The sequence below is a fragment of the Klebsiella sp. GFKo11 genome (genome assembly GCF_056490265.1).
The window spans coordinates 3246021-3269137 of record NZ_CM151369.1; the positions used below are offsets into that span (position 1 = coordinate 3246021).

21 protein-coding genes are annotated in these 23117 nt (G+C 52.8%); 10 read left to right on the plus strand and 11 right to left on the minus strand.

Annotated elements, in window-relative coordinates; translation table 11 throughout:
- The first annotated feature begins 5 nt into the window (after positions 1-5).
- On the plus strand, positions 6-1016 hold the full coding sequence (locus AC07P6_RS15840; RefSeq protein WP_478313633.1) for an ABC transporter substrate-binding protein: 1011 nt from the start codon (positions 6-8) through the stop codon (positions 1014-1016).
- A 34-nt stretch (positions 1017-1050) separates the two neighbouring features.
- Here the strand turns inward: AC07P6_RS15840 and mgtU are convergent, their stop codons facing one another.
- Genes mgtU through mgtA form a run of 3 tightly spaced genes read right to left on the minus strand, consistent with a single transcriptional unit; the run spans position 1051 to position 3991 of the window.
- Positions 1051-1137: a magnesium transporter protection protein MgtU gene (gene mgtU, locus AC07P6_RS15845; protein ID WP_369685506.1), complete on the minus strand. Its 87-nt coding sequence runs from the start codon at positions 1135-1137 to the stop codon at positions 1051-1053.
- Between the two features lie 10 nt (positions 1138-1147).
- A complete protein-coding gene (gene mgtR / locus AC07P6_RS15850; RefSeq protein ID WP_110276517.1) occupies positions 1148-1240 on the minus strand; it encodes a protein MgtR in 93 nt (30 codons plus the stop codon).
- 18 nt (positions 1241-1258) lie between these two features.
- The gene (mgtA, locus tag AC07P6_RS15855) at positions 1259-3991 is read right to left on the minus strand and encodes a magnesium-translocating P-type ATPase (RefSeq protein WP_478313634.1); all 2733 of its coding nucleotides are present in this window, start codon (positions 3989-3991) and stop codon (positions 1259-1261) included.
- A gap of 803 nt (positions 3992-4794) precedes the next feature.
- On the opposite strand from mgtA, the gene AC07P6_RS15860 reads away from it, so the two are divergent.
- The gene (locus tag AC07P6_RS15860; RefSeq protein ID WP_434663691.1) at positions 4795-6204 is read left to right on the plus strand and encodes an MFS transporter; all 1410 of its coding nucleotides are present in this window, start codon (positions 4795-4797) and stop codon (positions 6202-6204) included.
- Between the two features lie 104 nt (positions 6205-6308).
- Positions 6309-6917: a class I SAM-dependent methyltransferase gene (locus tag AC07P6_RS15865; RefSeq protein WP_182238790.1), complete on the plus strand. Its 609-nt coding sequence runs from the start codon at positions 6309-6311 to the stop codon at positions 6915-6917.
- Here the strand turns inward: AC07P6_RS15865 and AC07P6_RS15870 are convergent.
- Positions 6914-7807, minus strand: coding sequence for a LysR family transcriptional regulator (locus AC07P6_RS15870; RefSeq protein WP_434663688.1), 894 nt, complete (start codon positions 7805-7807; stop codon positions 6914-6916). The genes AC07P6_RS15865 and AC07P6_RS15870 overlap by 4 nt on opposite strands.
- Positions 7808-7970: 163 nt before the next feature.
- Here AC07P6_RS15870 and AC07P6_RS15875 point away from each other — a divergent pair, with 163 nt between their 5' ends.
- A complete protein-coding gene (locus tag AC07P6_RS15875; protein WP_304259307.1) occupies positions 7971-8771 on the plus strand; it encodes a helix-turn-helix transcriptional regulator in 801 nt (266 codons plus the stop codon).
- An 85-nt stretch (positions 8772-8856) separates the two neighbouring features.
- Positions 8857-9474, plus strand: a complete 618-nt coding sequence (locus AC07P6_RS15880; RefSeq protein ID WP_434663687.1) for a LysE family translocator — start codon at positions 8857-8859, stop codon at positions 9472-9474.
- A gap of 43 nt (positions 9475-9517) precedes the next feature.
- Here AC07P6_RS15880 and AC07P6_RS15885 read toward each other — a convergent pair whose 3' ends face one another.
- The 7 genes from AC07P6_RS15885 to AC07P6_RS15915 all read right to left on the minus strand — a co-directional run bounded on the left by AC07P6_RS15885 (position 9518) and on the right by AC07P6_RS15915 (position 17101).
- A complete protein-coding gene (locus tag AC07P6_RS15885) occupies positions 9518-11818 on the minus strand; it encodes an FdhF/YdeP family oxidoreductase (RefSeq protein WP_434663686.1) in 2301 nt (766 codons plus the stop codon).
- 202 nt (positions 11819-12020) lie between these two features.
- Positions 12021-12938 (minus strand): bestrophin family protein, encoded by a 918-nt coding sequence (locus AC07P6_RS15890; protein ID WP_434663685.1) that lies wholly within the window; start codon positions 12936-12938, stop codon positions 12021-12023.
- A 178-nt stretch (positions 12939-13116) separates the two neighbouring features.
- Entirely contained in the window at positions 13117-14037 is a 921-nt protein-coding gene (locus AC07P6_RS15895; protein WP_434663684.1) for a cation diffusion facilitator family transporter, read from the minus strand.
- Positions 14038-14234: 197 nt separating this feature from the next.
- Positions 14235-15104, minus strand: a complete 870-nt coding sequence (locus AC07P6_RS15900; protein ID WP_478313637.1) for an oxygenase MpaB family protein — start codon at positions 15102-15104, stop codon at positions 14235-14237.
- 103 nt (positions 15105-15207) lie between these two features.
- A complete protein-coding gene (locus tag AC07P6_RS15905) occupies positions 15208-15639 on the minus strand; it encodes an OsmC family protein (RefSeq protein ID WP_181486177.1) in 432 nt (143 codons plus the stop codon).
- A gap of 72 nt (positions 15640-15711) precedes the next feature.
- Complete coding sequence (locus AC07P6_RS15910) at positions 15712-16200, minus strand: GNAT family N-acetyltransferase (RefSeq protein ID WP_434663682.1); 489 nt, start codon at positions 16198-16200, stop codon at positions 15712-15714.
- Positions 16201-16204: 4 nt separating this feature from the next.
- A complete protein-coding gene (locus AC07P6_RS15915) occupies positions 16205-17101 on the minus strand; it encodes a LysR family transcriptional regulator (RefSeq protein ID WP_434664081.1) in 897 nt (298 codons plus the stop codon).
- Positions 17102-17215: 114 nt separating this feature from the next.
- Between AC07P6_RS15915 and AC07P6_RS15920 the strand changes: the two genes are divergently transcribed.
- The 5 genes from AC07P6_RS15920 to AC07P6_RS15940 all read left to right on the plus strand — a co-directional run bounded on the left by AC07P6_RS15920 (position 17216) and on the right by AC07P6_RS15940 (position 23095).
- Positions 17216-18067 carry a Vmh family MBL fold metallo-hydrolase gene (locus tag AC07P6_RS15920; protein WP_181486175.1) on the plus strand — a complete coding sequence of 284 codons (852 nt, stop codon included), beginning with the start codon at positions 17216-17218 and terminating at the stop codon, positions 18065-18067.
- Positions 18068-18335: 268 nt separating this feature from the next.
- Positions 18336-18476 (plus strand): stationary-phase-induced ribosome-associated protein, encoded by a 141-nt coding sequence (gene sra, locus AC07P6_RS15925; protein WP_110276534.1) that lies wholly within the window; start codon positions 18336-18338, stop codon positions 18474-18476.
- 184 nt (positions 18477-18660) lie between these two features.
- Entirely contained in the window at positions 18661-20358 is a 1698-nt protein-coding gene (locus AC07P6_RS15930) for an NAD-dependent malic enzyme (protein WP_181486173.1), read from the plus strand.
- Positions 20359-20632: 274 nt separating this feature from the next.
- The gene (locus tag AC07P6_RS15935) at positions 20633-21679 is read left to right on the plus strand and encodes a LacI family DNA-binding transcriptional regulator (RefSeq protein WP_478313640.1); all 1047 of its coding nucleotides are present in this window, start codon (positions 20633-20635) and stop codon (positions 21677-21679) included.
- A gap of 108 nt (positions 21680-21787) precedes the next feature.
- Complete coding sequence (locus AC07P6_RS15940) at positions 21788-23095, plus strand: MFS transporter (RefSeq protein ID WP_478313642.1); 1308 nt, start codon at positions 21788-21790, stop codon at positions 23093-23095.
- Positions 23096-23117 lie beyond the last annotated feature (22 nt).

Below are 23117 nucleotides of genomic sequence, written 5' to 3' on the forward strand. Positions count from 1 at the left end.
GCCCAATGAAAAAATTAGCTGCTGGTTTACTCTGCGCTTTTCTGGCCTTCCCGGCGCTGGCTGCACACCAGGTGACCGACGACGCCGGACACAACGTTACCCTCCCCGACAGCGTGGACAGGATTGCCGAAGGCTGGTTCGCCCACCATTCGCTGCTGATGACGCTGGGAGCGGGCGACAAAATTGTCGCTACCGTCAACCGCCCTGACGCGCGCCCGTGGATGTTCCATATTGCGCCGAAGCTGCATCAGGCACTGATCGCTCGCGGGCCGCACTTCACCAGCGAGGCACTGCTCGCCCAGGGAGCCCAGGTGGTATTTGTCGCGAAAGATAACGGTGACGCCGCCGCATTTCGCCAGGCGGGCCTGCCGGTTATGGAGATGCGTTTTACCGACTATCCTTCGCTACAGCACTCGTTAACCACCACCGCGCAGGTGATTGGGAGTCAACAGGCTCTGGCGCGGGCTAGCGAATATAATCAATATCTTCAATCAGTTATTGATAGCGTCGGGCAAAAAACAGCGTCACTCAGTGATAATGAACGCCCACGAGTACTGCATATTCAATCGCTGAAGCCGCTGAAAGTTGACGGCAGCCATACGCTGATTGACACCTGGATCCGCCTGGCGGGAGGTCAAAACGTCGCAGAGGAGATTAATGGCAACATGCAGGAGGTTTCGCCGGAAAAAGTGCTGGCCTGGCAGCCGGATATTATTATCCTCGGCCCCGGCAGCGGCGACTGGCAGACATCAGCCTGGGCCGGGCTTTTCGCCAGCCTGAAGGCGGTGAAAAACGGTCAGGTGGTGCAGAATCCGTCAGGCGTTTTCCCGTGGGATCGTTATGGCACCGAAAGCGCATTGCAAATTCAGTGGGCAGCAAAGCTGTTTCATCCACAGCGCTTCGCCAATGTTGATATGGTGAGCGTCACTCGTGATTTCTATCAGCGCTTTTTTGATTATCCGCTTAATGAGAAAGAGGCTGGGCGGATTTTACAGGCGCTACCGCCGCAACAATAAGTCAAAACCCCAGGCCACAGGCCCGGGGTTCCTTTTATCTTATCCAGATAGTCAGCAAAATAATGATGACCGCAATCATCACCACCCGAATAAACACGTTATCCAGCGGAGTTTTTCGCATTATCTTCCCCTCACTCTACGATTTGCCGGATGGCCAACAGCAGCACCAGTAAACCCACCAGGAAAAACATCAGCGCGATGAGGTTGTCCGGAGAACGATTCATCTCGACACCTCCTTTTCATCAGAACCACTGACCAAACCGTTTGATATAGAAGCGCTTCATCCCTTGCGCCACCAGGCAGTAGCTCAGCAGCGTGGCAACCAGCCACGGGAAGTAGCTCAGCGGCAGCGGCTCTAATCCCACCATCGCCCCCAGCGGCGAGAACGGGATATAGATACCCAGCGCCATAATCAGCACGGTGGTCAGCAGAACCGGCAGCGTGGCGCGGCTCTGAATAAACGGGATCTTCTGCGTTCTCAGCATATGCACAACCAGCGTCTGCGACAGCAGCCCTTCGATAAACCAGCCGGACTGGAACAGCGCCTGCGCTTCGACATTATTCGCCGCAAACACGTACCACATCAGCGCAAAAGTGGAGATATCGAAGATGGACGACGTCGGGCCAATCCACAGCATAAAGCGACCGATGTTTTTCGCATCCCACTTGCGCGGTTTGCGCAGAAACTCTTTGTCCATCTTGTCCCACGGCAGCGACAGCTGGGACAGATCGTACATTAGATTCTGGATCAACAGATGGATCGCCAGCATCGGCAGGAACGGGATAAACGCGCTCGCGACCAGCACCGAAAAGACGTTGCCGAAGTTAGAGCTGGCGGTCATGTTCAGGTACTTAATAATATTGCCGAAGGTCTCACGCCCCTTGATGACGCCCTCTTCCAGCACCATCAAATCTTTTTCCAGCAGGATGATATCGGAAGCCTCTTTGGCGATATCCGCCGCACTATCGACGGAGATCCCCACATCAGCGTCACGCAGCGCCGGGGCATCGTTAATACCATCACCGAGGAAGCCAACGGTATGGCCGTTTTTCTGCAATGTTTTCAGAATGCGTGATTTCTGTAGCGGCGTCAGTTTGGCGAACACCGCGCGCTTTTCTACTTCGCGCTCCAGTTCGTTATCCGTCATCGCTTCGATCTGTGCCCCGGTCAAAATGTCGTGCGCATCAATCCCTACTTCAAGGCAAATACGCGCCGTCACCACCGGGTTATCGCCGGTTAACACTTTCACCGCTACGCCGTTATCACGCAGCGCGGTAATCGCTTTTCCCGCGCTCTCTTTCGGCGGGTCGAGGAAGGTCAACATTCCTTCGACCGTCAATCCCTGCTCATCGGCAGTACTGAGCGGAGTTGTCAGAGCGGCATCATCCAGCTTGCGGGTCGCCAACAGCAGGACGCGGAAACCCTGAGCGTTGTAGTCCTCAGTTTTGGCTAACAGCAGATCGCGACGGGTTTCATCCAGCTCGACCACCTTATCGCCTTCGCGCAGATGCGTCGCCACCATCAGCATCTCTTCAACTGCGCCCTTGCAGATCAGGTTTTTGTCGCCATGACGCACATCTTCTACCGAGACCGACACACGGCGACGCACAAAGTCGAACGGCAGTTCATCGAGCTTCACAAAGCGTTCTTTCGTCGAGGGGGAAATCCGCCCTTCACCAAAACGCAGCACCGCTCTGTCCATCAGATTACACGCGCCGCTCTGGCTGCTGCTGTTCAGCCACGCCAGGGTCAGCACCCGGTCGCTCTCGGCACCGCTCACATCGAGATGGTGCTCAAGAATGATATTGTCCTGGGTCAGGGTGCCGGTTTTATCGGTGCACAATACGTCCATCGCGCCAAAGTTCTGAATGGCGTTCAGACGCTTGACGATCACTTTGCGTCGCGACATGGCGATAGCGCCTTTCGCTAAGTTTGAACTGACGATCATCGGCAGCATTTCCGGCGTCAGGCCCACCGCGACCGCCAGGGCGAACAATGACGCCTCGACCCAGTCGCCTTTGCTGAATCCGTTGATCAGCAACACAATAGGCACCATCACCAACATAAAGCGGATCAGCAGCCAGCTGACGCTGTTCACTCCGCGATCGAACGCCGTCTGGGTACGGGTTCCAACGATGGATTTCGCCAGTGAACCAAACCAGGTGCGGTTTCCGGTCGCCACAACCACCGCCTGCGCCCTGCCGCTGGTGACGTTGGTACCCATCAGGCAGATGTTGCCCAGCTCAAGCAGGCTTTTATCCTTGTTCGGCGAAGGTAGCCGATCGCTGTCCTTGCCGGAGACGCTGGCCATCACGTCATATTTCTCAACCGGTAGCGACTCGCCGCTGAGAATCGACTGGCTGACAAACAGGTCCCGCGACTCCAGTAGACGAACGTCCGCCGGAACCAGGTCTCCCGCAGCGAGGAAAATCACATCGCCCGGCACCAGTTCTTCAATAGGAATCTCTTCCTGAACCGGGCCGATATTGCCCGGGCCGCGACGCAGCACCGTGGCGGTAGTGCGAACCATCGATTTCAGCGCCTGCGCCGCCTTGTTGGTGCGAAACTCCTGCCAGAAACGCAATAACCCGCTCAGGCTGACCATCGTCACAATAATGATAATTCCGGTCAGATCGGTCTCTTCGCCGTTACGCAGCGGTAGCCAGTAATCGGTCACGAAGCTGACGGCGGCCAGCGCCATCAGGACATAGATAAACGGGTTATTGAATGCCTGCAGAAGCTGGATCAGCGCCGGAGGTGCCTGTTCATGCGCAACCTCATTACGGCCATAATCCTCAAGCCGCTCAAAGGCATCTTCCGTTGTCAGCCCCTGACGGCTGCTGTTTAGCCGCGCCAGCGTATGGTCCGGGCTGTTAAACGCCTCAGTCTCAATTGCGAAGCTCTTTTTATGCTGCTTATCATTTTCTGACGCAGACCGGTTTACTTTCCGGTTTTCTATTTTCATGTCAGTCATGATTGTTCCCCAAATTTAAAACGTGTTTGTCCCTGCATAAAATATCTATGCATAATGTATTTCTTTCGCTATTAAGCGCGTATTACTTTAGGCCTATGGGAATATCCATCATTCCCTCCTTATGCGACCATTCGCAGGATGATTGAATTAAGAAAGCATCAGTAAAATATAAAAATGGCAGCAAACATTCTTCCATTTTGCGGGAAGAAACAACTGCCAACTTTAACGATGACGCGACAAAACCTCGCCCTGACAGGCGATTAGCGTCGAAGACGTGGTGGAGGAAACAGCGTGTTTTTAAACATGAACATGACGATTATCCTCGCAGCAGCGCTGCGTTTACTTTATAGGGGATGCAATCGTCAATAACAGAAGGATTGCTGCCCGCCGGGTGGCAAGCAGCGCAAAAGAAATAGCGTCAGCTTGCCTTGATGTTTAAGTAAGGGTGACTGTCCAACATATTTCTCCTGATTGAATTTGTGCTCATTATAGTCACTCAATTATTTGAGTAAAGTTAAAATGTCGCTCTGGTGATGGTTTGTTTAGAATTATCTAATAGCTAAAATTATTTGATCATTTGACGTTACAGAAAAAGAACTCAGGCCCCCATTCCGCTTCCCCCGGTGGTTTGCTTCAAATCCCGCCGCCTGTGTCGCTTAAAACCAGCGTATTCACGAATACTTTCACATTTCATCAACATTTTCCGCTGCACAGCGTCGTTAAGAGAAGCGATTAAAAATTTAAAACTATTAACAATCAATTAACATTAGCAGGCAAACATTTTATCTGAGGAAAATAATAATATGTCTACCACCCAGGTTCTGGGCGACGCCACATTCGCCTCCCCAGGACAACCCCACGCCAGCTTAACCGCTCGCATCGATGCGCTGCCCGCCTCCATCGGCCTGTGGTCTTTTATCACTCTGCTGGCGCTGGGCGGCTTCTTCGAGCTGTACGATCTTTTTCAGACCGGGTATATCAGTACCGGACTGCTGGCAGAGGATATTTTCCATACTGGCGAGAACGGCATCTTTGGTATCTCCGACCAGGCGGCTTTCGCCTCATCCACCTTTCTGGGGCTGTTTATCGGTGCCAGCCTGCTTGCACCGCTGGCGGATAAACTGGGGCGACGCCACACCTTTATGTTTGCCCTCGCCTGGTACGGCATTTTTTCATTGATTATGGCGTTGCAGAACAGCGCCGAAGGGGTAATTTTCTGCCGCTTTCTGGTTGGGATCGGCCTCGGTATTGAGCTGGTAACCATCGACACCTATTTAAGCGAATGGGTACCGACGCATCTGCGCAACAAAGCCTTCGCTTTCGCCTTCTTTATCCAGTTTTTATCGGTACCTGCGGTGGCGCTGATGTCATGGATGCTGGTACCGATCACCCTTTTCGGCCTCACCGGCTGGCGCTGGGTGATTATCTTCGGTGCTCTTTGCTCCCTGGTAATTTGGGTTATTCGCAAAAAGCTGCCGGAGTCAGCGCGCTGGCTGGATGAAAAAGGCCGTCATGAAGAGGCGCACGAGGTGATGTGCGAAATGGAACAGCGCTGCGGCGTTTCTCCTTCCCCCCGCCACCATGTCGAGAAACAACCGTCTCAGCGCAAAATGGGGGCTTTCAAAGAGATCTGGGCTCCGCAATACCGCAAACGCACCATCATGCTGATGGTGATGAACTTTTTCCAGGCAATCGGCTTCTTTGGTTTTGGTAACTGGCTGCCCGCACTGCTTTCCGGCCAGGGGGCAAGCATCACCCATAGCCTGCTGTATGCGTTCTTTATTACGCTGGCCTACCCGATTGGCTGCCTTTTCTGCACCCGCTTCGTACATCGCTTCGAAAACAAATGGCAAATAGTTCTCTCGGCGCTGATGACCGTGGTGTTCGGCACCCTGTTTGCGCTACAAAACAGCCCGGTGCTGCTGGTGATTTGCGGATTTATGATCACCTGGTCCAACGCCTGGCTGACCATCAGCTACCACGCCTATCAGGCTGAAGTGTTTCCGACCCGTATTCGCGCACGGGCGGTAGGTTTCTGCTACTCCTTCAGCCGCCTGTCGACGGCGATCACCAGTATTCTGATCGGCATTATTTTGCAATATGCCGGTACGCCAGGCGTCATCAGCTTTATTGTCGCCAGTATGCTGATGGTGATGCTGTCAGTGGGAATTTTTGGTCCAAAAACCCGGGGAATTAGTCTGGAAGATATCTGATAGAGAGCGCCACTTTATGCCTGACAGAACACACGTCAGGCTTGAATTTATCCAGTCGCAGATGGCAGGCTATGAGCGAGTAGTCGCTAATCAGGTAGGAAAAAATGGATCATCCTTCAGCAAAAAACATCGTCGCGCTGTATGAAAAGCAGTGGGCCACGTTTCAGACCCTGCGCTCTACCAGCCTGTTTGAAAAGCCGTGGCTGGACAGATTTCTCAGCATCATCAAGCCTGGAGGAGCGATCCTGGATATTGGCTGTGGCAATGCCTCGCCGATTGCCGAATATCTGCTCAGCCGGGGTTTTCGCGTGACGGGTGTTGATGCTTCGCCGTCAATGATTGCCCTGTGTCAGCAGAAATTCCCCGCCGGCCGCTGGCTAACCGGAGATATGCGCGAACTGGCGCTGGCAGAAAAGTTTGATGGCGTGCTGGCGTGGGACAGTTTTTTCCATCTTCCGCGGACCGATCAGCGCAGGATGTTTAGCCTCTTCGCCGCCCATGCTGATGACGGCGCGGCGTTGATGTTTAATACCGGTACCAGCAACGGCGAGGCGATCGGCCTGTTTGCTGGCGAGCCGCTTTACCACTCGAGCCTGGCATCGGAGGAGTATCAGGCATTGCTACAACAATATGCTTTCAAGGTGGTGAAACATAGCGTGGAGGACCCGCAGTGCGGTGGCCGCACGGTCTGGCTGGCGGCTAAGCGCGGCTAGCTTACCGACTCGCCAAAAATCCTTTGCGCATCGGCAAAACATTTTTCCGCCAGCGACGATACCGGTTCTTTGTTGCGCATAATCAGCGCCAACATCGAGTCAACTTCAGTCTCCGCGATGGGTCTGATGTCCAGATTATCGCTCAACGCTTCAAGACCGTTATTGAGCGGCATGATCGCGCAGCAGATCCCGGCCTGCACCGCCTGGATAATCTGAAAAGTAGAGTCGCTTTCGAAGACGTACTTCGGCGCCAGCCCCTTGGCCTTAAAGCTCATTTCTATCGATTCGCGGTAGTACATGCCCTTCGTCAGAAACCCCAGCGGCAGCGCGGCCAGCGTCTCCCATTCAGGAGTCGTATCCTCAAACTGATAGTGACGCTTATCATGCAGCAAACCCATGCGGGTATTTGGCAACCAGACCACATTAAACAATTGGCTATCGACGTGGTGCAGATAGCAGATCCCAAGATCCAGCTGGTTGCGGCTAACGCCGTCGATGATCTGCTCCGAAGTCATCGACAGCAGGCTGAACTGTAGCTCCGGGTATTTATCCGCCAGCGGTTTAATCAGTTGCATCGGATTCAGGCTGGCTAACGGTACCATTCCGACTCTTAACTGACCTACCATCTGCCCGCGACAAATCGCCGCCTCCGCTTCCAGCCCGTCGTGCGCTGCCAGCAGCGCTCGTGCCCACGCCAGAATGCGTTCCCCTTCCGGGGTAAATCCCTCAAACCGCTGCCCACGCTGGATCAGCGTCAAATTAAGTTCTTCTTCAAGATTGCGAATACGCATAGAAAGCGTGGGCTGGGTGATATGACAGGCCGCCGCGGCCTGGCCGAAATGACGCGTCCGGTCGAGCGCAATCAGATATTTAAGCTGTTTGATATCCATCAGTTACCCAGTGTGTTTGCGCTTTCTCATTGTGCTGTAAACACAGCAGAAAATGTTAGTTAAATGTTATGTGCAGCGTTGACGAAATTCAAGCGCCGTTCGGCTGTTGCTGGTCCCACGTTCACAGGGCTACACTCATGCCATGCACTGGCAGGAGAAACCGTTGAAAACTCGCCTTCATCACGTTCAGCAGCACCGGCTAACTCTGCCGGGGCTGGAAGCCATGTCGTTAGTCACGGAACAGAGCTTTCCGCGCCATTCGCACGATCAATTTGGTATCGGCATTTTCACTCAGGGCGCGCAGCACTCGTGGAGCCATCTTGGCAAAATCGAGGCCGCCGCCGGAAATATCATTATGGTCAACCCGGGAGAGATGCACGATGGCATTCCGCTGGATGGTCCCCGCAGCTGGCAGATGGTTTATCTCAACCCTGAACGGGTTGCTGGCGAATTTCAGGGAGAGAGGAAGGCCGAAGATATTCTCCTGCGCCCGGTCGTTGAGGACCCGCAGCTGCGCGGGCTTATGCAACGGCTTTTTAGCGAGATTACCGCCCTTGTGACCGACGATATTGCAGTGGAAGAGGCGCTGCTGCAATGCCTGATGCGGGTCACTCGTTTTCATCTCTGCACCAGGTCGCCTGATAAATGCGACTCTCCGGCTGTTGCGCTGGCCAGACAATATATTGATGATGCCCCTGAAGAGAAAATCTCTCTCGACGTTCTCGCCGCCCTGAGCGGTATCAGCCGCTTTCAACTGATCCGCGGCTTCGCACGCGAAACCGGCATCACGCCGCACGCCTACCTGATACAGTCCCGCGTGCGATTGGCACGCCGTCTGTTAGCTGCTGGCCATTCACCCGCTGACACCGCGCTGATGGCCGGTTTTGCCGATCAAAGCCATCTCACCCGTGCCTTTCAAAAACAGTTCGCCATGACGCCAGGACGCTATCAGGCGCTCCGTTAGCTGGCGGCGTGCAATTTTGTTCAATACCGACGCGACGCTTTCATAAATACTCAGGCCTTCGATTCTTTACGCCAGGAACTACGTTATGTCGTTAATCAGCCCTGAGTTTCTTCTGACTTCACTTATTGTGGTTATCGCCCCCGGCACCGGGACGCTTTACACCATCGCCACCGGTTTATCGGCGGGAAGGCGCATGAGTTTTGCCGCGGCCTTCGGCTGCACGCTGGGCATTATTCCGCATATGCTTGCGGCGATAACCGGGCTGGCGGCGATCCTCCACAGTACGCCCGGCGCATTCGAACTGGTGAAATATGCGGGCGTCGCCTGGCTGCTGTATCTGGCGTGGGCCACCCTCACCCAGCGCGGTAGCCTGAGCGTGGAAAATAGCGAGAGACGCAATCTACTCCAGGTGATTACCCACGCTATCCTGATCAATCTGCTTAACCCCAAGCTGCCGCTCTTTTTTCTCGCCTTTTTGCCGCAGTTTATCCACAGCGACTCGGCTTCCCCGATCAAGGAGATGCTGATATTAAGCGGAATATTTATGCTGATGACGCTGCTGATTTTCATGCTCTATGGCGCATTTTCAGCGGCGATGCGCGGATATGTGCTAACACGCCCCAGGGTCTTACAGGGGCTCAGAGTGAGCTTCGCCGCCGGGTTTGTCGGGCTGGGTATTAAGCTTATTCTGGCGCAAAAGTAGCGGAGCGCCCACGGCGGTAAATACGCCGTGGGTGAGTATTGACCTAACGAATCCCTTCCAGCGTACGGATCTCTTTCGAGCGTAGCGTCAAGCGAATAGGCGCCGATTTATAAGAGGGCGTGCCGCTCTCTTTATCGAGATAATCCAGTGGCACCAGGACGTTAGCTTCGGGATAGTAAGCCGCGACGGTGCCCGGCGCGATGCTGTAAGCGACCAGCGTGATATCTTCCAGCCGCTGGTGATTACCCGGCAGCGCGGAGCGAATATCCACCCGGTCGCCGTGCTCGAACCCCTGCTCCGCCATATCCTGCTCATTCATAAACAGCACATCGCGACGGCCAAAGACGCCGCGGTAACGGTCGTCCATGGCGTAAATCGTGGTGTTGTACTGATCGTGGCTACGCAGCGTAACCAGACGCATCACATCGTCACCATCAACTTGCTGGTTTTCGTGCACGCCGTGGAAAACCGAGAACATCGCTTTGCCGGTTGGCGTCGGCCAGATACGTTCTGTTGGCGGCAGCGGCATTCTAAAGCCGCCGGGATGGCGAATACGCTGGTTGTAATCATCAAAACCGGGAATTGTCTGCTCGATCAGGTCGCGGATCTTGTCGTAATCGGCGACCAGCCCCAGCCAGTCAATTTTACTCTCCGGCAGGGTCGCCATGGCCATCGCAGCAACAATCGCCGGTTCAGAGCGCAGCTGCGGTGAACCCGGTTTTAGCTTGCCCGACGAGGCATGAACCATCGACATCGAATCTTCCACGGTAATCGACTGACGCCCCGTCTGCTGGATATCCAGCTCGGTACGCCCCAGACACGGCAGAATAAAGGTCTCTTTCGCCACCAACAGATGCGAGCGGTTAAGCTTGGTGCCAATATGCACGCTTAGATCCAGGCTTCGCACCGCCGGGAAAGCGCGCTCATGATCCGGCATCGCCACCGCGAAGTTACCGCCAAGGCACAGCAGTGCTTTTGCTTCACCGTCGATCATCGCCTGTAGCGCTTTTACCGCATCGTGACCATGCTCCTGCGGCGGCGTGAATCCGAACACCCGTTGCAGGTTGGCAAGGAACTGGGCGCTCGGTTTTTCGGTAATGCCCACGGTGCGGTTGCCCTGCACGTTGGAGTGGCCGCGCAGCGGGCAGATCCCGGCCCCTGGCTTGCCAATATTGCCACGCATCAACAGCAGATCGGCAATCAGGCGTACGTTCGAGGTACCCTTGTTATGCTGGGTGATGCCCATCCCGTAGGTAATAATGGTGGCGTTCGATTTAGCATAAGCCAGCGCCACGCGTTCAAGACTGTCGCGCGTCAGGCCCGACTCGCGTTCAATATCCGGCCAGCTTGTGGCATGCAGATCCTGCGCAAAGTCAGTGAAGCCCAGGGTATGTTCGGCGATAAACTCCCGATCCAGTACTTCGCCCTGCTCTTCTTCCATCCGCAGCAGCGCCTTCGCAATGCCCTTCAACGCCGCCGCATCGCCGCCCGCTTTAACCTGGAAATAAGTGGAGGCGATGTTGGTCGAGCTGTAGGTCGCCATCTCAATAACGTTCTGCGGATCGGCGAAGCGTTCGAGCGCCCGCTCTTTTAGCGGGTTGAAAACAATGATCGGGACACCACGGCGCGCCAGTTCGTGCAGCGTGCCCATCATGCGCGGATGGTTGGTGCCGGGGTTATGACCGATGGAGATAACCAGTTCAGTTTTCTCAAAATCATCCAGCGAAACCGTGCCTTTACCGATGCCAATAGACTGCGGCAGGCCGACGCTGGTCGATTCGTGGCACATATTGGAGCAGTCCGGGAAGTTATTGGTGCCAAATTCGCGGGCAAACAGTTGGAATAAGTAAGCGACTTCATTGGAGGCGCGCCCGGAGGTGTAGAACTCCACTTCGTTGGGTTGCATCGCGCTGAGGATTTCGCCGATGCGGGCAAACGCCTCTTCCCAAGCGAGCGGACGTAGCGTATCGCTGCCCTTATCGTAAACCAAAGGCTGGGTTAAGCGCCCGTAGCCTTCCAGTTCGAAATCGCTCTTCGCCAGCAACGAAGTGACGGTGTTGGCCGCCAAAAACTCCGCGGTGACGCGTTTGCTGGTGGCTTCCCAGGTAACCGCTTTCGCACCGTTTTCGCAGAATTGAAACGTCGATTTATGCTCTTTGTCCGGCCAGGCGCAGCCGGGGCAATCAAAACCATCCGGCTGGTTGGTGCGCAGTAGCGTTGCGGGGGCATCAAGCGCATCCATTTGCGTGCGAACGGTGATGGCGGTGGCTTTTAATGCTCCCCAACCGCCCGCCGGGCCATCATAGGGATGGACGCCAGGGACGACGCGTCTTTTATTACTCATGTTGACTCCTGATACGCTTTCGGCGGCGGATTGCAGGTGAAGCGCCGCATTAATTCTTATCGCCCGCTACCAGTAAGTATGACGGGCGTTTTGTTAACGAAAGCATAACAATCAGGGCGGTAACTGTATAATCAATGTTATCTATCACGCGTTAGATTTAACTTATTTAACGATTAATAAACATACAATTTCATTTGCCAGATCAGGTTAAATTGTAATAACGATCGGGCTCAAGCTTATCCGGCAGAGGGTGCTGATCGGTCATATCCAGCAGGTTGCGTTCAATGGTGTTGCACATCGCATTGAGCGGCAAGTCGTTAGCAGCGGTGCCAAACGGGTCTTCCAGCTCCTCCGCCAGCGAATCCCAGGACAGGAAGGTATAGGAGATAAATACCGAGACAAATGGCGTCATGTAATGCAGGTCGCCAACCAGCGCGAACGGCAGCAGCGCACAGAATAGATACACCGTGCGTTGTAAAATCAAGGTGTAGGCAAAAGGCACCGGGGTACTCGCCAGGCGCTCGCAGCCGCCAAGGGCATGACCCAGCTCATCGAGCTTATTGTCCATCAGGCTGTGGCTGATATCACTCATCTTCCCTTCTGCCCGAAGACGCCCCAGTTCATCGCCCGCCAGCAGCAGGATGCGATTGGTCGGCATCGAGCTGGCAAGAATCTCGGCAACCGTCTGCGGCGGCAGTAACCGCGCTAAATCCGCGCTCGGATCCGTTTTACGCAGCTGATGCTTCAGGCTCCAGCTAAAAGCGACCAGGTAGCTAACCAGGCGTTGGTGAGATTCACTCTCCATCGGAAGAATATTTTTTAGCTGACGCACCAGCGTTCTCTGGGCAATCAGCACCGTTCCCCACAGATTGCGAGCTTCAACAAAGCGGTTATATCCTGCGCTATTACGAAAACCGAGGAAAATGGCAATGGCGATCCCTAGTAAGCTAAACGGCGCGACGGTCAGATGGATGCCGAGTTGCTCGTACCATTGATAGCTAATGATGGCGATAATCGACATCATCACGTTAAGCAGCAGGCGAAAGACGATTTTTGACAGCACCGAGCCGTGCCAGTCAAACAGACGAAGAAACCAGTGTTGTTCTGGCCGAATAATCATTTATCTATTAACCGATTGTATTTTTATATTGTTTAAAAACACGACATTGTGTCAGGCCCGCTATTAATCAGCGATAAAAAATAGCGGCTGAATTATGGACCCTTTTTATTTCGTTGGCAATCTCATGCTGAAAATATATAACCATGGATGCAGCATGGAAATAAAACCATACCCTCAGCTAAGTTAGAACAGACTTAGTTGCCGACTGGCAGGGGTCTATATGAATCATCATATTCAGGACGTTATGATTTTTTAATACCCGCGCGCGGGCCAATAGCGCAATATCATGCCCTTCAACAACTGACAAATTCCCCGCCACCTCAACGTGTACATCCACCAGGATTAAATCACCGGCGCGGCGGGTTTTCAGGTCATGCAGTGCGATGACTCCGGGCGTCGCCAGAATAGTCGTTTGTATCTGCTGTTCGGTATCGCTATCCACCGCGCGATCCATTAAGTCATGCAGTGCATCAATGGCAAACGAGTACCCCATGCGGGTGACCAGCACGCCGACAACAAGCGCGGCAACCGGGTCAAGCCATACGAACCCGGCAAGGTTACCGATAATACCAACCGCCACCACCACCGACGATGCAGCGTCGGAACGGGCGTGCCAGGCATTGGCAATCAGCATCGAAGACTGAATTCGCTTCGCCACCGCCAGCATATAGCGAAATAAAACTTCTTTGGCAACCAGCGCGGCAAGAGCGACCCACAGGGCGATGATATGAACATCCTGAATGGATTCGGGGTGCAGCAGTTTGTTGCAAGCAGACCACAGCATACCCAACCCAACGATCAACAACAGTGCGCCAATCACCATTGAAGCACCGTTCTCATAACGCCAGTGGCCATAATGGTGATCGCTATCCGAAGGCTTGCGGCTTTTTTTATTGGCGAGCAGAACCACAAAATCAGCGATCAGATCGGAAAAAGAGTGAATCCCATCGGCTATCAAACCCTGTGAGCCGGAAAATATCCCTGCCAGCACCTGAAAGCTGGATAAAAAAAGATTTACCACCACGCTGATTAGCGTACTTTTACGTGCGACCGTGGAACGCTGATGATATTTATCATCAGGCTGAGTTTTCATCGTCATTGAACACCTCTATTGAAAGAGAAACAACGTACACGATTTTGTTTAATTTTTCCTGAGCAATATGCTGCCGTTAAGCCAATATTTAAGTTTTTATAATATCGTCAATATTTAAATGCGAATAATTTCTTTTTATAAAATATAGCCTCAACAATAATAGCCTTGGCTATATTTATGCCACGCTTCGCATTCCCGAATAATTAATATTCATTCATCCGTCGCATCGCGCAATGATAGGCGCCATTGCGTACCGAAGCGCGCAGGACGCGAGCCACACCGTGTACGGTCATTCGCGCACTATGTCGCTGCAATGCGCTCATCGGCAAATTAAGCTTCTCCTGCGCCCAGGATGGCAGCAGGTCGATACCGGCGCGCATCATCATCCGCCCGACCGGCTGACTCAGGCGGCCCGGCAGCCGCGTTGACAACAGCACGTTAGCCACTTCCTGCGTGCGTTCGTCGCAACGCAGCACTGGTCGCATATCCTGCAAATAATCGGCAACCTGCCGCGGCGTGACCGGGATGTCGCGAGCCCCCAGACGGCGGGCGATTTCGGCGGCTTCCTGATAATACTGTTCCTGGCGGGCGGCGCTGATCACGGTCCGTTTGTAACGCAAATGGGAAGCCATAAAGCTGCTGCATTCGGCAACGTGAACCCAGGTGAGCAGTGCGGGATCGCTGGCCTGATACGGCGTACCGTCTTTATCCTGACCGCTCACGCGCAGATGAATCCCCTGCACTTTGGCGATCAGCCGCTCGGCGTCGACGGTGGTACCAAAGGTAGTGGCGGAAATAAACTGGCTGGTGCGGCGCAGGCGACCAAAAATATCTTCGCGGAAGTTCGAGTGATCCCAGACACCTGCCAGCGCCAGAGGATGCAGCATCTGCAATAGTAACGCGCTGACCCCGCCGCACAGCATGGACGTGAAATCCCCATGAACCTGCCAGATGGCCGACTGCGGGCCAAACAGCCCCGGCTCGCCTTTAGGATGTTCAAAATCGATCTCTTTAAGCGCCATGCCGGTTAAGCCCAAAACCTGAACTTCAATCATTGTGCGTACACTGGCCATTGCGTTACTTGCTCCTTTCCGTAAGCGGAAAAGATAGCATTAATCTACGCAGGTGACATTTGGTTAAAGAAGGAAGTGCCCGCCTGAGACGGGCAGCGGGGAATTATGGATTAAGCTGATAGTCGAGGCTTATCTCAGCATTAAGCACCTGCGAAACCGGGCAACCGGCTTTCGCTTTTTGAATGATGCCGTCAAACACATCGGCCTCGATGCCTGGCAGCACAATTTTGCTCTGCAGCGCGATTTTGGTAATCGCAAAACCGCCGCCGGATTTGTCCAGCGTCACCACAGCCACGGTATCAATTGAGGTTGCGGTATAGCTCTCTTCGCTGAGCATCAACGACAGCGCCATCGAAAAACAGGCCGCATGGGCCGCGCCGATCAACTCTTCCGGGTTGGTCCCCTTCACGCCTTCGAAGCGGGTGTTAAAGCCATAAGGTTGCTGGTTCAGCGCGCCGCTCTCGGTGGAGACAGTTCCTTTACCGCTTTTCAGATCCCCTTCCCAATGCGCCTGACCTTTCTTATGGATTGCCATGATATCGCTCCTTTTTGACATTAAAGAAATAAAGTATAGAAGCCATTTCTCTTTCAGGCAGCGCACTGTCGTTTAATCAGACGAATCCAACGGGATATTTTTGCTCATATTAACGCCGGTAACGCGAAATCCGGTGGCTTCGTAGACATGGCGAGCGCGTTGATTATCCCCGGCGACGCGCAGTTTAATTTGCATAAACCCTTTGCTTGCAAGTTCACGTTCAAAAGCGGTCATCGCCTGCTTGCCCAATCCCTGCCCTTGAAAAACGGGGGAAATATAGAAATCGCAGATAAACGCGGAGCGCGTTTTCGCATCCGGCTTATACCATAGATAGCCAATTCGGGTTTCCACGCCCTCAACATGATTGAGTAAACAGAGCAGAACCTGGCCGCCGGTGTTAACGCCATCGGGTAAATCTTCGGCGATTTCCCGCTGTGCCTGAGCTAAAGCCGCCGACGGCGAAAGCCCGTAGTTTGCGGCAATTTCCGCCGCGTAATCGGGGATAAAATAATCGAGGTAAGCCGGGTACTCATCCTCGCACATGGGTCGAAACAAAATCATCCATTTACTCCTTTAGATCCGTGGGTTGCGCCAGTCGTTGCTGAACCTCTTCCAGAAACAGCGGCAGCGCGCTGGGCTGATAATCGCGTGAGAGATAAATCCCATACACGCTTAGCGCTTTTGGCTGATAAGCCGGTAAAACCTGCCTTAGCGCCCCGCCGTTAAGCGCCCGCTGCGCCTCCAGCTCCGGAAGCATCGCGATGCCACAACCGGCCACCGCCGCCTCCAGCAAGAGAGAGGAGATCCCGGCGCTGAGATTACCGGAAACCGCCACCGCCACGCTATCGCCTTGTGGATCAATAAACTGCCAGGTCTGACTGGCGAAATGGCTGTAATGCAGGCAATTGTGGCGAGATAAATCATCCGGCGTGTGCAGTGGTCCATTCTGCTGTAGCCAACGCGGAGAAGCGCACAGCACCGAACGGCAAACACCAAGACGACGAGCGATAGCTCCCGGCTCCGGGTTATCGGTGATGCGGATCGCAACGTCAATCCGTTCACCAATCAGGCTCACCGGATGATTATTGATATCCAGCTCAAGGCGCAGCTGCGGATAACGGGCAAGAAAATCGGGCAACAGCGGAGAAATGAGCTGCATAGCGGTGAAGTGCGCACAGGCTACGCGCAGCGTACCGCTGGGGACCGCGCGCTCGGTTTGTCCGGCGATTTCATCCGACAGCTGCGTGAGCGTGCGCGTTTTTTGCAGTACCTTTTCCCCGGCGGAGGTTAGCGTCAGCCTACGGGTTGAACGGTGTACCAGCCGGGTTCCGGCCCACTGCTCCATCTGCTCGAGATAGCGGCTGACCATCGGGCGCGACATCCCCAACGCTCGCGCGGCGGCGCTCAAACTCCCCAGTTCACAAATACGTATATACACCTGAGCGGCGATCACCCGATCCATCATTCGATTCCATCTGCACGATTTATGAAACTCAGCATCTCTTTTTTCAGGAATATTCGCAAATCATGAAATGCGTAAAATAGCGTTCATTCACCTGATAAAGAGAAAACGCGCATGAAATCATCTGTCCTTGCCATCGCAACCACCCTGTTCAGCACCACCGTACTGGCTGCGCCTTTGACGCTGCAAACCTACAACCCGCAGGAAAACGGCATTTTTGCCGTCAACTCCACCCTCGCCACCGGCCCGCATGAAGCGGTACTGTTCGATGCCCAGTTCAGCGTGAAGGATGGTGAGAAGCTGGTCGAGATGGTTCAAAAAAGCGGTAAGAAACTGACTCGTATCGTGATCACCTCCGGGGATCCGGATTTCTATTTTGGCCTGGAGCCGCTGGTCAAAGCGTTCCCGCAAGCCAAAGTGGTCGCGACCGCTGAAGTGGTCAAACATATTAATGCTACCAAAGAAGCCAAACTGGCGTACTGGGGCCCGCAGATGAAAGACGGTGCGCCGAAGCAAGTTTATGTGCCACAGGTCATCGAAGCCAACACGTTCACCATCGATGGTGAAAAAGTCGAAATCCGCCAGCCGCAGAACTACGCCGCTTTCGTGTGGATCCCGGCGAATAAGGCGATTCTCGGCGGAACCGGCGTGGCATGGGGAATGCACGTCTGGACGGCGGACACACAAAGCGTCGAAAGCCGCCAGCAGTGGGTTAATACGCTCAACGAAATGGCTTCACTACATCCGCAGCAGGTGATTCCAGGCCACTATCTTGGCACGCCGCCAGCAGGCGACCGCGCGATTGTCTTCACCCGCGATTACCTGACGCAGTTTGAGCAGTCGTTAAAGGATCATAAAGATTCCGCGGGCGTGATTAAGGCGATGAAGCAGCGCTGGCCGGGGCTCGCAGAAGAGAGCTCGCTGGAGCTGAGCGCCAAAGTGAATACCGGCGAGATGAAGTGGTAGTTCTGGCTATGGATGGCGGCTGGCACCAGTGCAGGCGGTTGGTGTAGGCCCGCGCAAGCGAAGCGCCGCCGGGCAATAGCTGATAGACGGTGCTATCTGCAATCCAAAAGAGACTGTTCTTAATCTGTCACGGCAACATTGCTAAACCTGACAATATGAACCACGCTGATTATCGCCGCACCAAAAATGGGCGGCGTACTTAGGGTTAAATTTCGTCCGATTTACATCGGGCTTGTCCTTGAAACCAGAACCGGATAAAGGAGTAAGAATGAAATCGAACCATCAGGCACGTCATCTTCTCGGTCTGAACTACAAGCTTTCCCAGCAGAAAAAAGTGCTGCTGGAAGGCGATGCGGAAACCACGCTAAACCACATCCATGCTACCGGTCGCAAACGCCGCGGTGGCTAATTTTTCAGCTGAGTGATGATAGAAACACCGTCCTGCATGCAGGATGGTGTTTTTTTAAGACTATCGACTGCATGTTTACCCTTCTTTGATGCCATCTGCTCTATACTCTGCCCGCTGCAATTCCCTGCCAGCCCCTCGCCTGTCGCCGCGCCTGGGCTGAAGCGATCACCAAGGAGTTAGTGCGATGCAATTCACTCATAAGAAAAACCGTTCTCTTTACATCCCTTACGCAGGCCCCGTTCTCCTTGAGTTTCCGTTACTCAACAAAGGTAGCGCCTTCAGTATGGAAGAGCGCAGCAGTTTTAACCTGCTGGGACTGCTGCCAGAAGTGGTCGAAACCATCGAAGAACAAGCCGAACGCGCGTGGATCCAGTATCAGGGATTTAAGACCGAGATCGACAAGCATATTTATCTGCGCAACATCCAGGATACCAACGAAACGCTGTTCTACCGCCTGGTTGGTAACCATCTCGACGAGATGATGCCGGTTATTTACACTCCGACGGTAGGTGCTGCCTGCGAACGTTTCTCTGAGATCTATCGTCGCGCCCGTGGCGTTTTTATCTCTTATCAGAACCGTAATAACCTCGACGACATTCTGCAAAACGTGCCGAACCATAACGTCAAAGTGATCGTCGTGACCGATGGCGAGCGTATTCTCGGTCTCGGCGACCAGGGTATTGGCGGGATGGGTATTCCTATCGGTAAGCTCTCGCTCTACACCACCTGCGGCGGCATCAGCCCGGCCTACACCCTGCCGATAGTGCTGGATGTCGGTACCAACAATCAGCAATTGCTTGATGATCCGCTGTATATGGGCTGGCGTCACCCGCGTATCACCGACGACGAGTATTACCAGTTCGTCGATGACGTTATTCAGGCGATTAAAGCCCGCTGGCCGGATGTGCTGCTGCAGTTCGAAGACTTCGCGCAGAAAAACGCCATGCCGCTGCTTAACCGTTACCGCAATGAAGTTTGCTCGTTTAACGACGATATTCAGGGTACCGCTTCAGTGACCGTTGGCACGCTAATTGCCGCCAGCCGCGGCGCGGGCAGCCAGTTGAGCGAGCAGAAAATTGTTTTCCTTGGTGCCGGTTCCGCAGGCTGCGGTATCGCCGAGCAGATCGTGGCGCAGATTCAACGTGAAGGTTTAAGCGAAGAAGAGGCCCGCAAACGCGTATTTATGGTTGACCGTTTTGGTCTGCTGACCGACGCCATGCCGAACCTGCTGCCGTTCCAGAGCAAACTGGTGCAAAAGCGCGAGTCTCTGCAAGGGTGGGATACCACTAACGATGTGCTGTCGTTGCTTGACGTGGTACGCAACGTCAAACCAGATATTTTGATCGGCGTTTCCGGCCAGCCGGGGCTGTTCACCGAAGAGATAATCCGCGAGATGCATAAGCACTGCCCGCGGCCGATCGTGATGCCGCTGTCGAACCCAACTTCCCGTGTGGAAGCTACGCCGCAGAACATCCTTAGCTGGACCGACGGCGAAGCGCTGGTCGCCACCGGTAGCCCGTTCGCGCCAGTGACGCTCAAAGGCAAGCAGTACGTTATCGCCCAGTGCAATAACTCCTATATTTTCCCAGGAATCGGGCTTGGCGTTATTGCTTCTGGCGCATCCCGCGTCACCGACGAGATGCTGATGGCCGCCAGCGAGACTCTCGCGAAACACTCACCGCTTGTTAATAACGGTGAGGGCCCGGTTCTGCCGGAGCTGAAGGATATTCAAACCGTTTCGCGTGCGATTGCTTTTGCGGTGGGGAAAATCGCCCAGGAGCAAGGCGTGGCGGTGAAAACGTCAGCTGAAGCGCTGCTGCAGGCGATTGCCGATAACTTCTGGCAGCCGGAATACCGGAATTATCGCCGGACCTCTATTTAATCAGTTGTTGAAGGGGCCTCTACTCAGGCCCCTTTTAATTAATTTTTCGTGGATATTTTCTACACTGACAGGCTAATCTTGCCTCTTTCCATCAATATCGCTCAATCTGTTTAGTAAACACAGGACTTAGCTTTTGAATGTTCTCACAGAAGCCGTATCTGGCCCCTTTCTTAGTCATCAAAGCCTTGTGGGATGGTTATATCCTGTATAGATTATGATTCATCACAAGGAAAAAAGTCCATTTGTGCCGAAATACAAAAACAGGACATTAAGCATGGCAAATATACGTGATGTTGCTCAACTGGCTGGTGTATCAATCAGTAGCGTATCAAATTTTTTGAATAATCGCTCTGATAGAATGAGTGAAGCAACTCGGCTGCGAATTCAAAAATGCATGGCTGAACTTAATTATTCAGCCAAGCGAGTAATAATGCCGACTGAGAAGGACCAGGCTAAAACATTAGGGTTACTTGTCCCTTCCATTCTTAATCCGAGCTTTTCTGCATTAGCGCATCAGCTTGATTTAGCTGCCAGAGTTTATCGCCATCGATTTTTATTAGGTAACTCTTATCGCAACGAAGATGAAGAGCGAGCATTTATTCAGGACATGAAATCCCATGGTGTCCATGGGCTCATTGTTGCCGCCAGTGATATCAGAAAGACGCATTTTATTCACGCTGCTGAGCAAGGAATGATAATTGCGACCTACGACAACCGACTATCTGAAAGCGTGCCATCGCCAATCCGTTATTTTGATAGTATCTCTATGGATAACATTGAAGCAGGACGAATAGCAACGCAGCATTTATTAGATTGCGGTTGCCGGGAACTCGTATTTGCAACTGAAAGTAGTTTAACTCTTGGTAGAAGTCATAAAATTCAGGGATTTCAATCAGCGATTAAATATTCCTGTCATATTGCGCAAGGACGAACTCTTGAAGGAAAAGCTTACAGTGCATATGGCGATACGGAAATGTTTGACCTTGGTGTTATGTTGGCCCCAAAGATCATCGCCATGACGCCGCGACCAGATGGCATTGTGGCCATTAATGATGCATTGGCAATCGGTTTAATGGTTGGGCTACGCTCAGCCGGATGCTCAATCCCAGCCGATATATCAGTGGTCGGTATCGATAATATCTCATTATCAGCTCTTGTATCACCATGTCTGACATCAGTGATGCCACCTCTTACCGAAATGGCAGAGCTCATTGTTACACGATTAATTCAGCGTATCGAAAACCCCACACTACCAACAGAAGAGTTTTTATTCACACCTAAACTTATTAGCAGAGACTCCGTAAAGCAAAACAATATTTAATTGGATATAAAATAAGTCATTAAAATTGATATTCACTTCAACGTATTGAAGTGAATATCAATGGTATCAAATCTTATAACACTTAGCAGTAAAACTGGAAAACAAATTATGACCAAGCGAACTCCGAATAATATCGAGCGTAGCGCAATAAGAAAATTGACATGGCATATTGTGCCGCTAATGATTTTACTATATTTCCTGGCCTTTCTTGACCGGAATAACATGGCCTATGCAGCGATAGCTTTAGAAGACAGTTTAGGTTTAACTGCCACTGCCTTTGGTTTTGCATCAGGAATATTTTTTATTGGTTATTTCATGTTTGAGATCCCAAGCAACGCAGGCACCATTAAATTTGGGCCGCGACTTTGGTTTACTCGTATTCTGATTTCATGGGGAATATTCGCAACCTTAATGGGTTTTGTCAGAACACCAACCGAACTCTATATCTGCAGGTTTATGCTGGGCGTTTGTGAGGCTGGTTTCTTTCCATCCGTCGTTTACTACTTTACTGTTTTCTTTCCTCCCGCATGGCGGACAAAAATTCTCGGTATGTTTATTATCGTTCAACCGCTATCAAACGCGCTTGGCTCCCCCGTTTCCGGTATGATCCTCAGTATTGAACAAGGCTGGTTAGGGTTAGAACCCTGGCAATGGCTGTTCATTCTGGAAGGCATCCCGCCGATTGTCATCGGTCTGGCTCTCCCTTTCTTAATAAAAAACTCGCCGCAAGAAGTAGGTTATCTTGATGCCGAAGAGAAAGCCTGGTTAATCAATAGTACTCAGCGCTCTAAATCAGGCTCAAAAATTTCGCTTGCGGAATTCTTGAAAGGAATCAAAAACCCTAAATATCTCCTTTACGCCATGCTCAATTTTGGCATGGTATGCGGTATTTATGGTTTCGGTATGTGGTTGCCTTCCATTATTACCGCTATATCCGGGGATAACATTTTACGCGTTAGTCTGATAGCCCTGATTCCTTATGGTCTGGCAGCCTTGCTTGTCTATCCGTGGAGCTTGTTGGCGACTAAAACAGGGAAAATTGGTGTATTTTCCGGTGTCAGCATGCTTATTGCAGCAGTTGGACTTATTGGCGCAGTCATATTCTTTCAATACAACATTATTGTCTCGCTTTCATTCTTGTCGATTGCGGCAATTGGAATTTACACCGCCGTTCCACCCTTCTTGTCTATGCCAGCGAATGTTTCAACTGGTGCCGCGACGGCAGCAGGTCTGGCCTTGGTGAGTAGTATTGGCAATATTGGTGGTTTTGTCGCTCCGTGGGTAGTCGGTTTACTTAACGATCTCACACACAGCAGCACGCCGGGCCTGATTTTTCTGTCTTTATGTTTACTGGTTACCGGGCTCATCTGCATTTTTTATTGCGCCAAACAACGTGAAGGCGTCATACATTCCTGAAGTTTTAAACAATTGAGGTCAC

Coding starts and splice junctions, on each gene's coding strand:
- mgtR (WP_110276517.1), bottom strand. CDS start 1,240: ATGAATCGTTCTCCGGACAACCTCATCGCGCTGATGTTTTTCCTGGTG.
- AC07P6_RS15935 (WP_478313640.1), top strand. CDS start 20,633: ATGGCAAATATACGTGATGTTGCTCAACTGGCTGGTGTATCAATCAGT.
- AC07P6_RS15885 (WP_434663686.1), bottom strand. CDS start 11,818: ATGAGTAATAAAAGACGCGTCGTCCCTGGCGTCCATCCCTATGATGGC.
- AC07P6_RS15930 (WP_181486173.1), top strand. CDS start 18,661: ATGCAATTCACTCATAAGAAAAACCGTTCTCTTTACATCCCTTACGCA.
- AC07P6_RS15900 (WP_478313637.1), bottom strand. CDS start 15,104: ATGGCCAGTGTACGCACAATGATTGAAGTTCAGGTTTTGGGCTTAACC.
- AC07P6_RS15940 (WP_478313642.1), top strand. CDS start 21,788: ATGACCAAGCGAACTCCGAATAATATCGAGCGTAGCGCAATAAGAAAA.
- AC07P6_RS15870 (WP_434663688.1), bottom strand. CDS start 7,807: ATGGATATCAAACAGCTTAAATATCTGATTGCGCTCGACCGGACGCGT.
- AC07P6_RS15880 (WP_434663687.1), top strand. CDS start 8,857: ATGTCGTTAATCAGCCCTGAGTTTCTTCTGACTTCACTTATTGTGGTT.
- AC07P6_RS15910 (WP_434663682.1), bottom strand. CDS start 16,200: ATGATTTTGTTTCGACCCATGTGCGAGGATGAGTACCCGGCTTACCTC.
- AC07P6_RS15905 (WP_181486177.1), bottom strand. CDS start 15,639: ATGGCAATCCATAAGAAAGGTCAGGCGCATTGGGAAGGGGATCTGAAA.
- AC07P6_RS15890 (WP_434663685.1), bottom strand. CDS start 12,938: ATGATTATTCGGCCAGAACAACACTGGTTTCTTCGTCTGTTTGACTGG.
- sra (WP_110276534.1), top strand. CDS start 18,336: ATGAAATCGAACCATCAGGCACGTCATCTTCTCGGTCTGAACTACAAG.
- AC07P6_RS15920 (WP_181486175.1), top strand. CDS start 17,216: ATGAAATCATCTGTCCTTGCCATCGCAACCACCCTGTTCAGCACCACC.
- mgtA (WP_478313634.1), bottom strand. CDS start 3,991: ATGACTGACATGAAAATAGAAAACCGGAAAGTAAACCGGTCTGCGTCA.
- AC07P6_RS15860 (WP_434663691.1), top strand. CDS start 4,795: ATGTCTACCACCCAGGTTCTGGGCGACGCCACATTCGCCTCCCCAGGA.
- AC07P6_RS15840 (WP_478313633.1), top strand. CDS start 6: ATGAAAAAATTAGCTGCTGGTTTACTCTGCGCTTTTCTGGCCTTCCCG.
- mgtU (WP_369685506.1), bottom strand. CDS start 1,137: ATGCGAAAAACTCCGCTGGATAACGTGTTTATTCGGGTGGTGATGATT.
- AC07P6_RS15865 (WP_182238790.1), top strand. CDS start 6,309: ATGGATCATCCTTCAGCAAAAAACATCGTCGCGCTGTATGAAAAGCAG.
- AC07P6_RS15915 (WP_434664081.1), bottom strand. CDS start 17,101: ATGGATCGGGTGATCGCCGCTCAGGTGTATATACGTATTTGTGAACTG.
- AC07P6_RS15895 (WP_434663684.1), bottom strand. CDS start 14,037: ATGACGATGAAAACTCAGCCTGATGATAAATATCATCAGCGTTCCACG.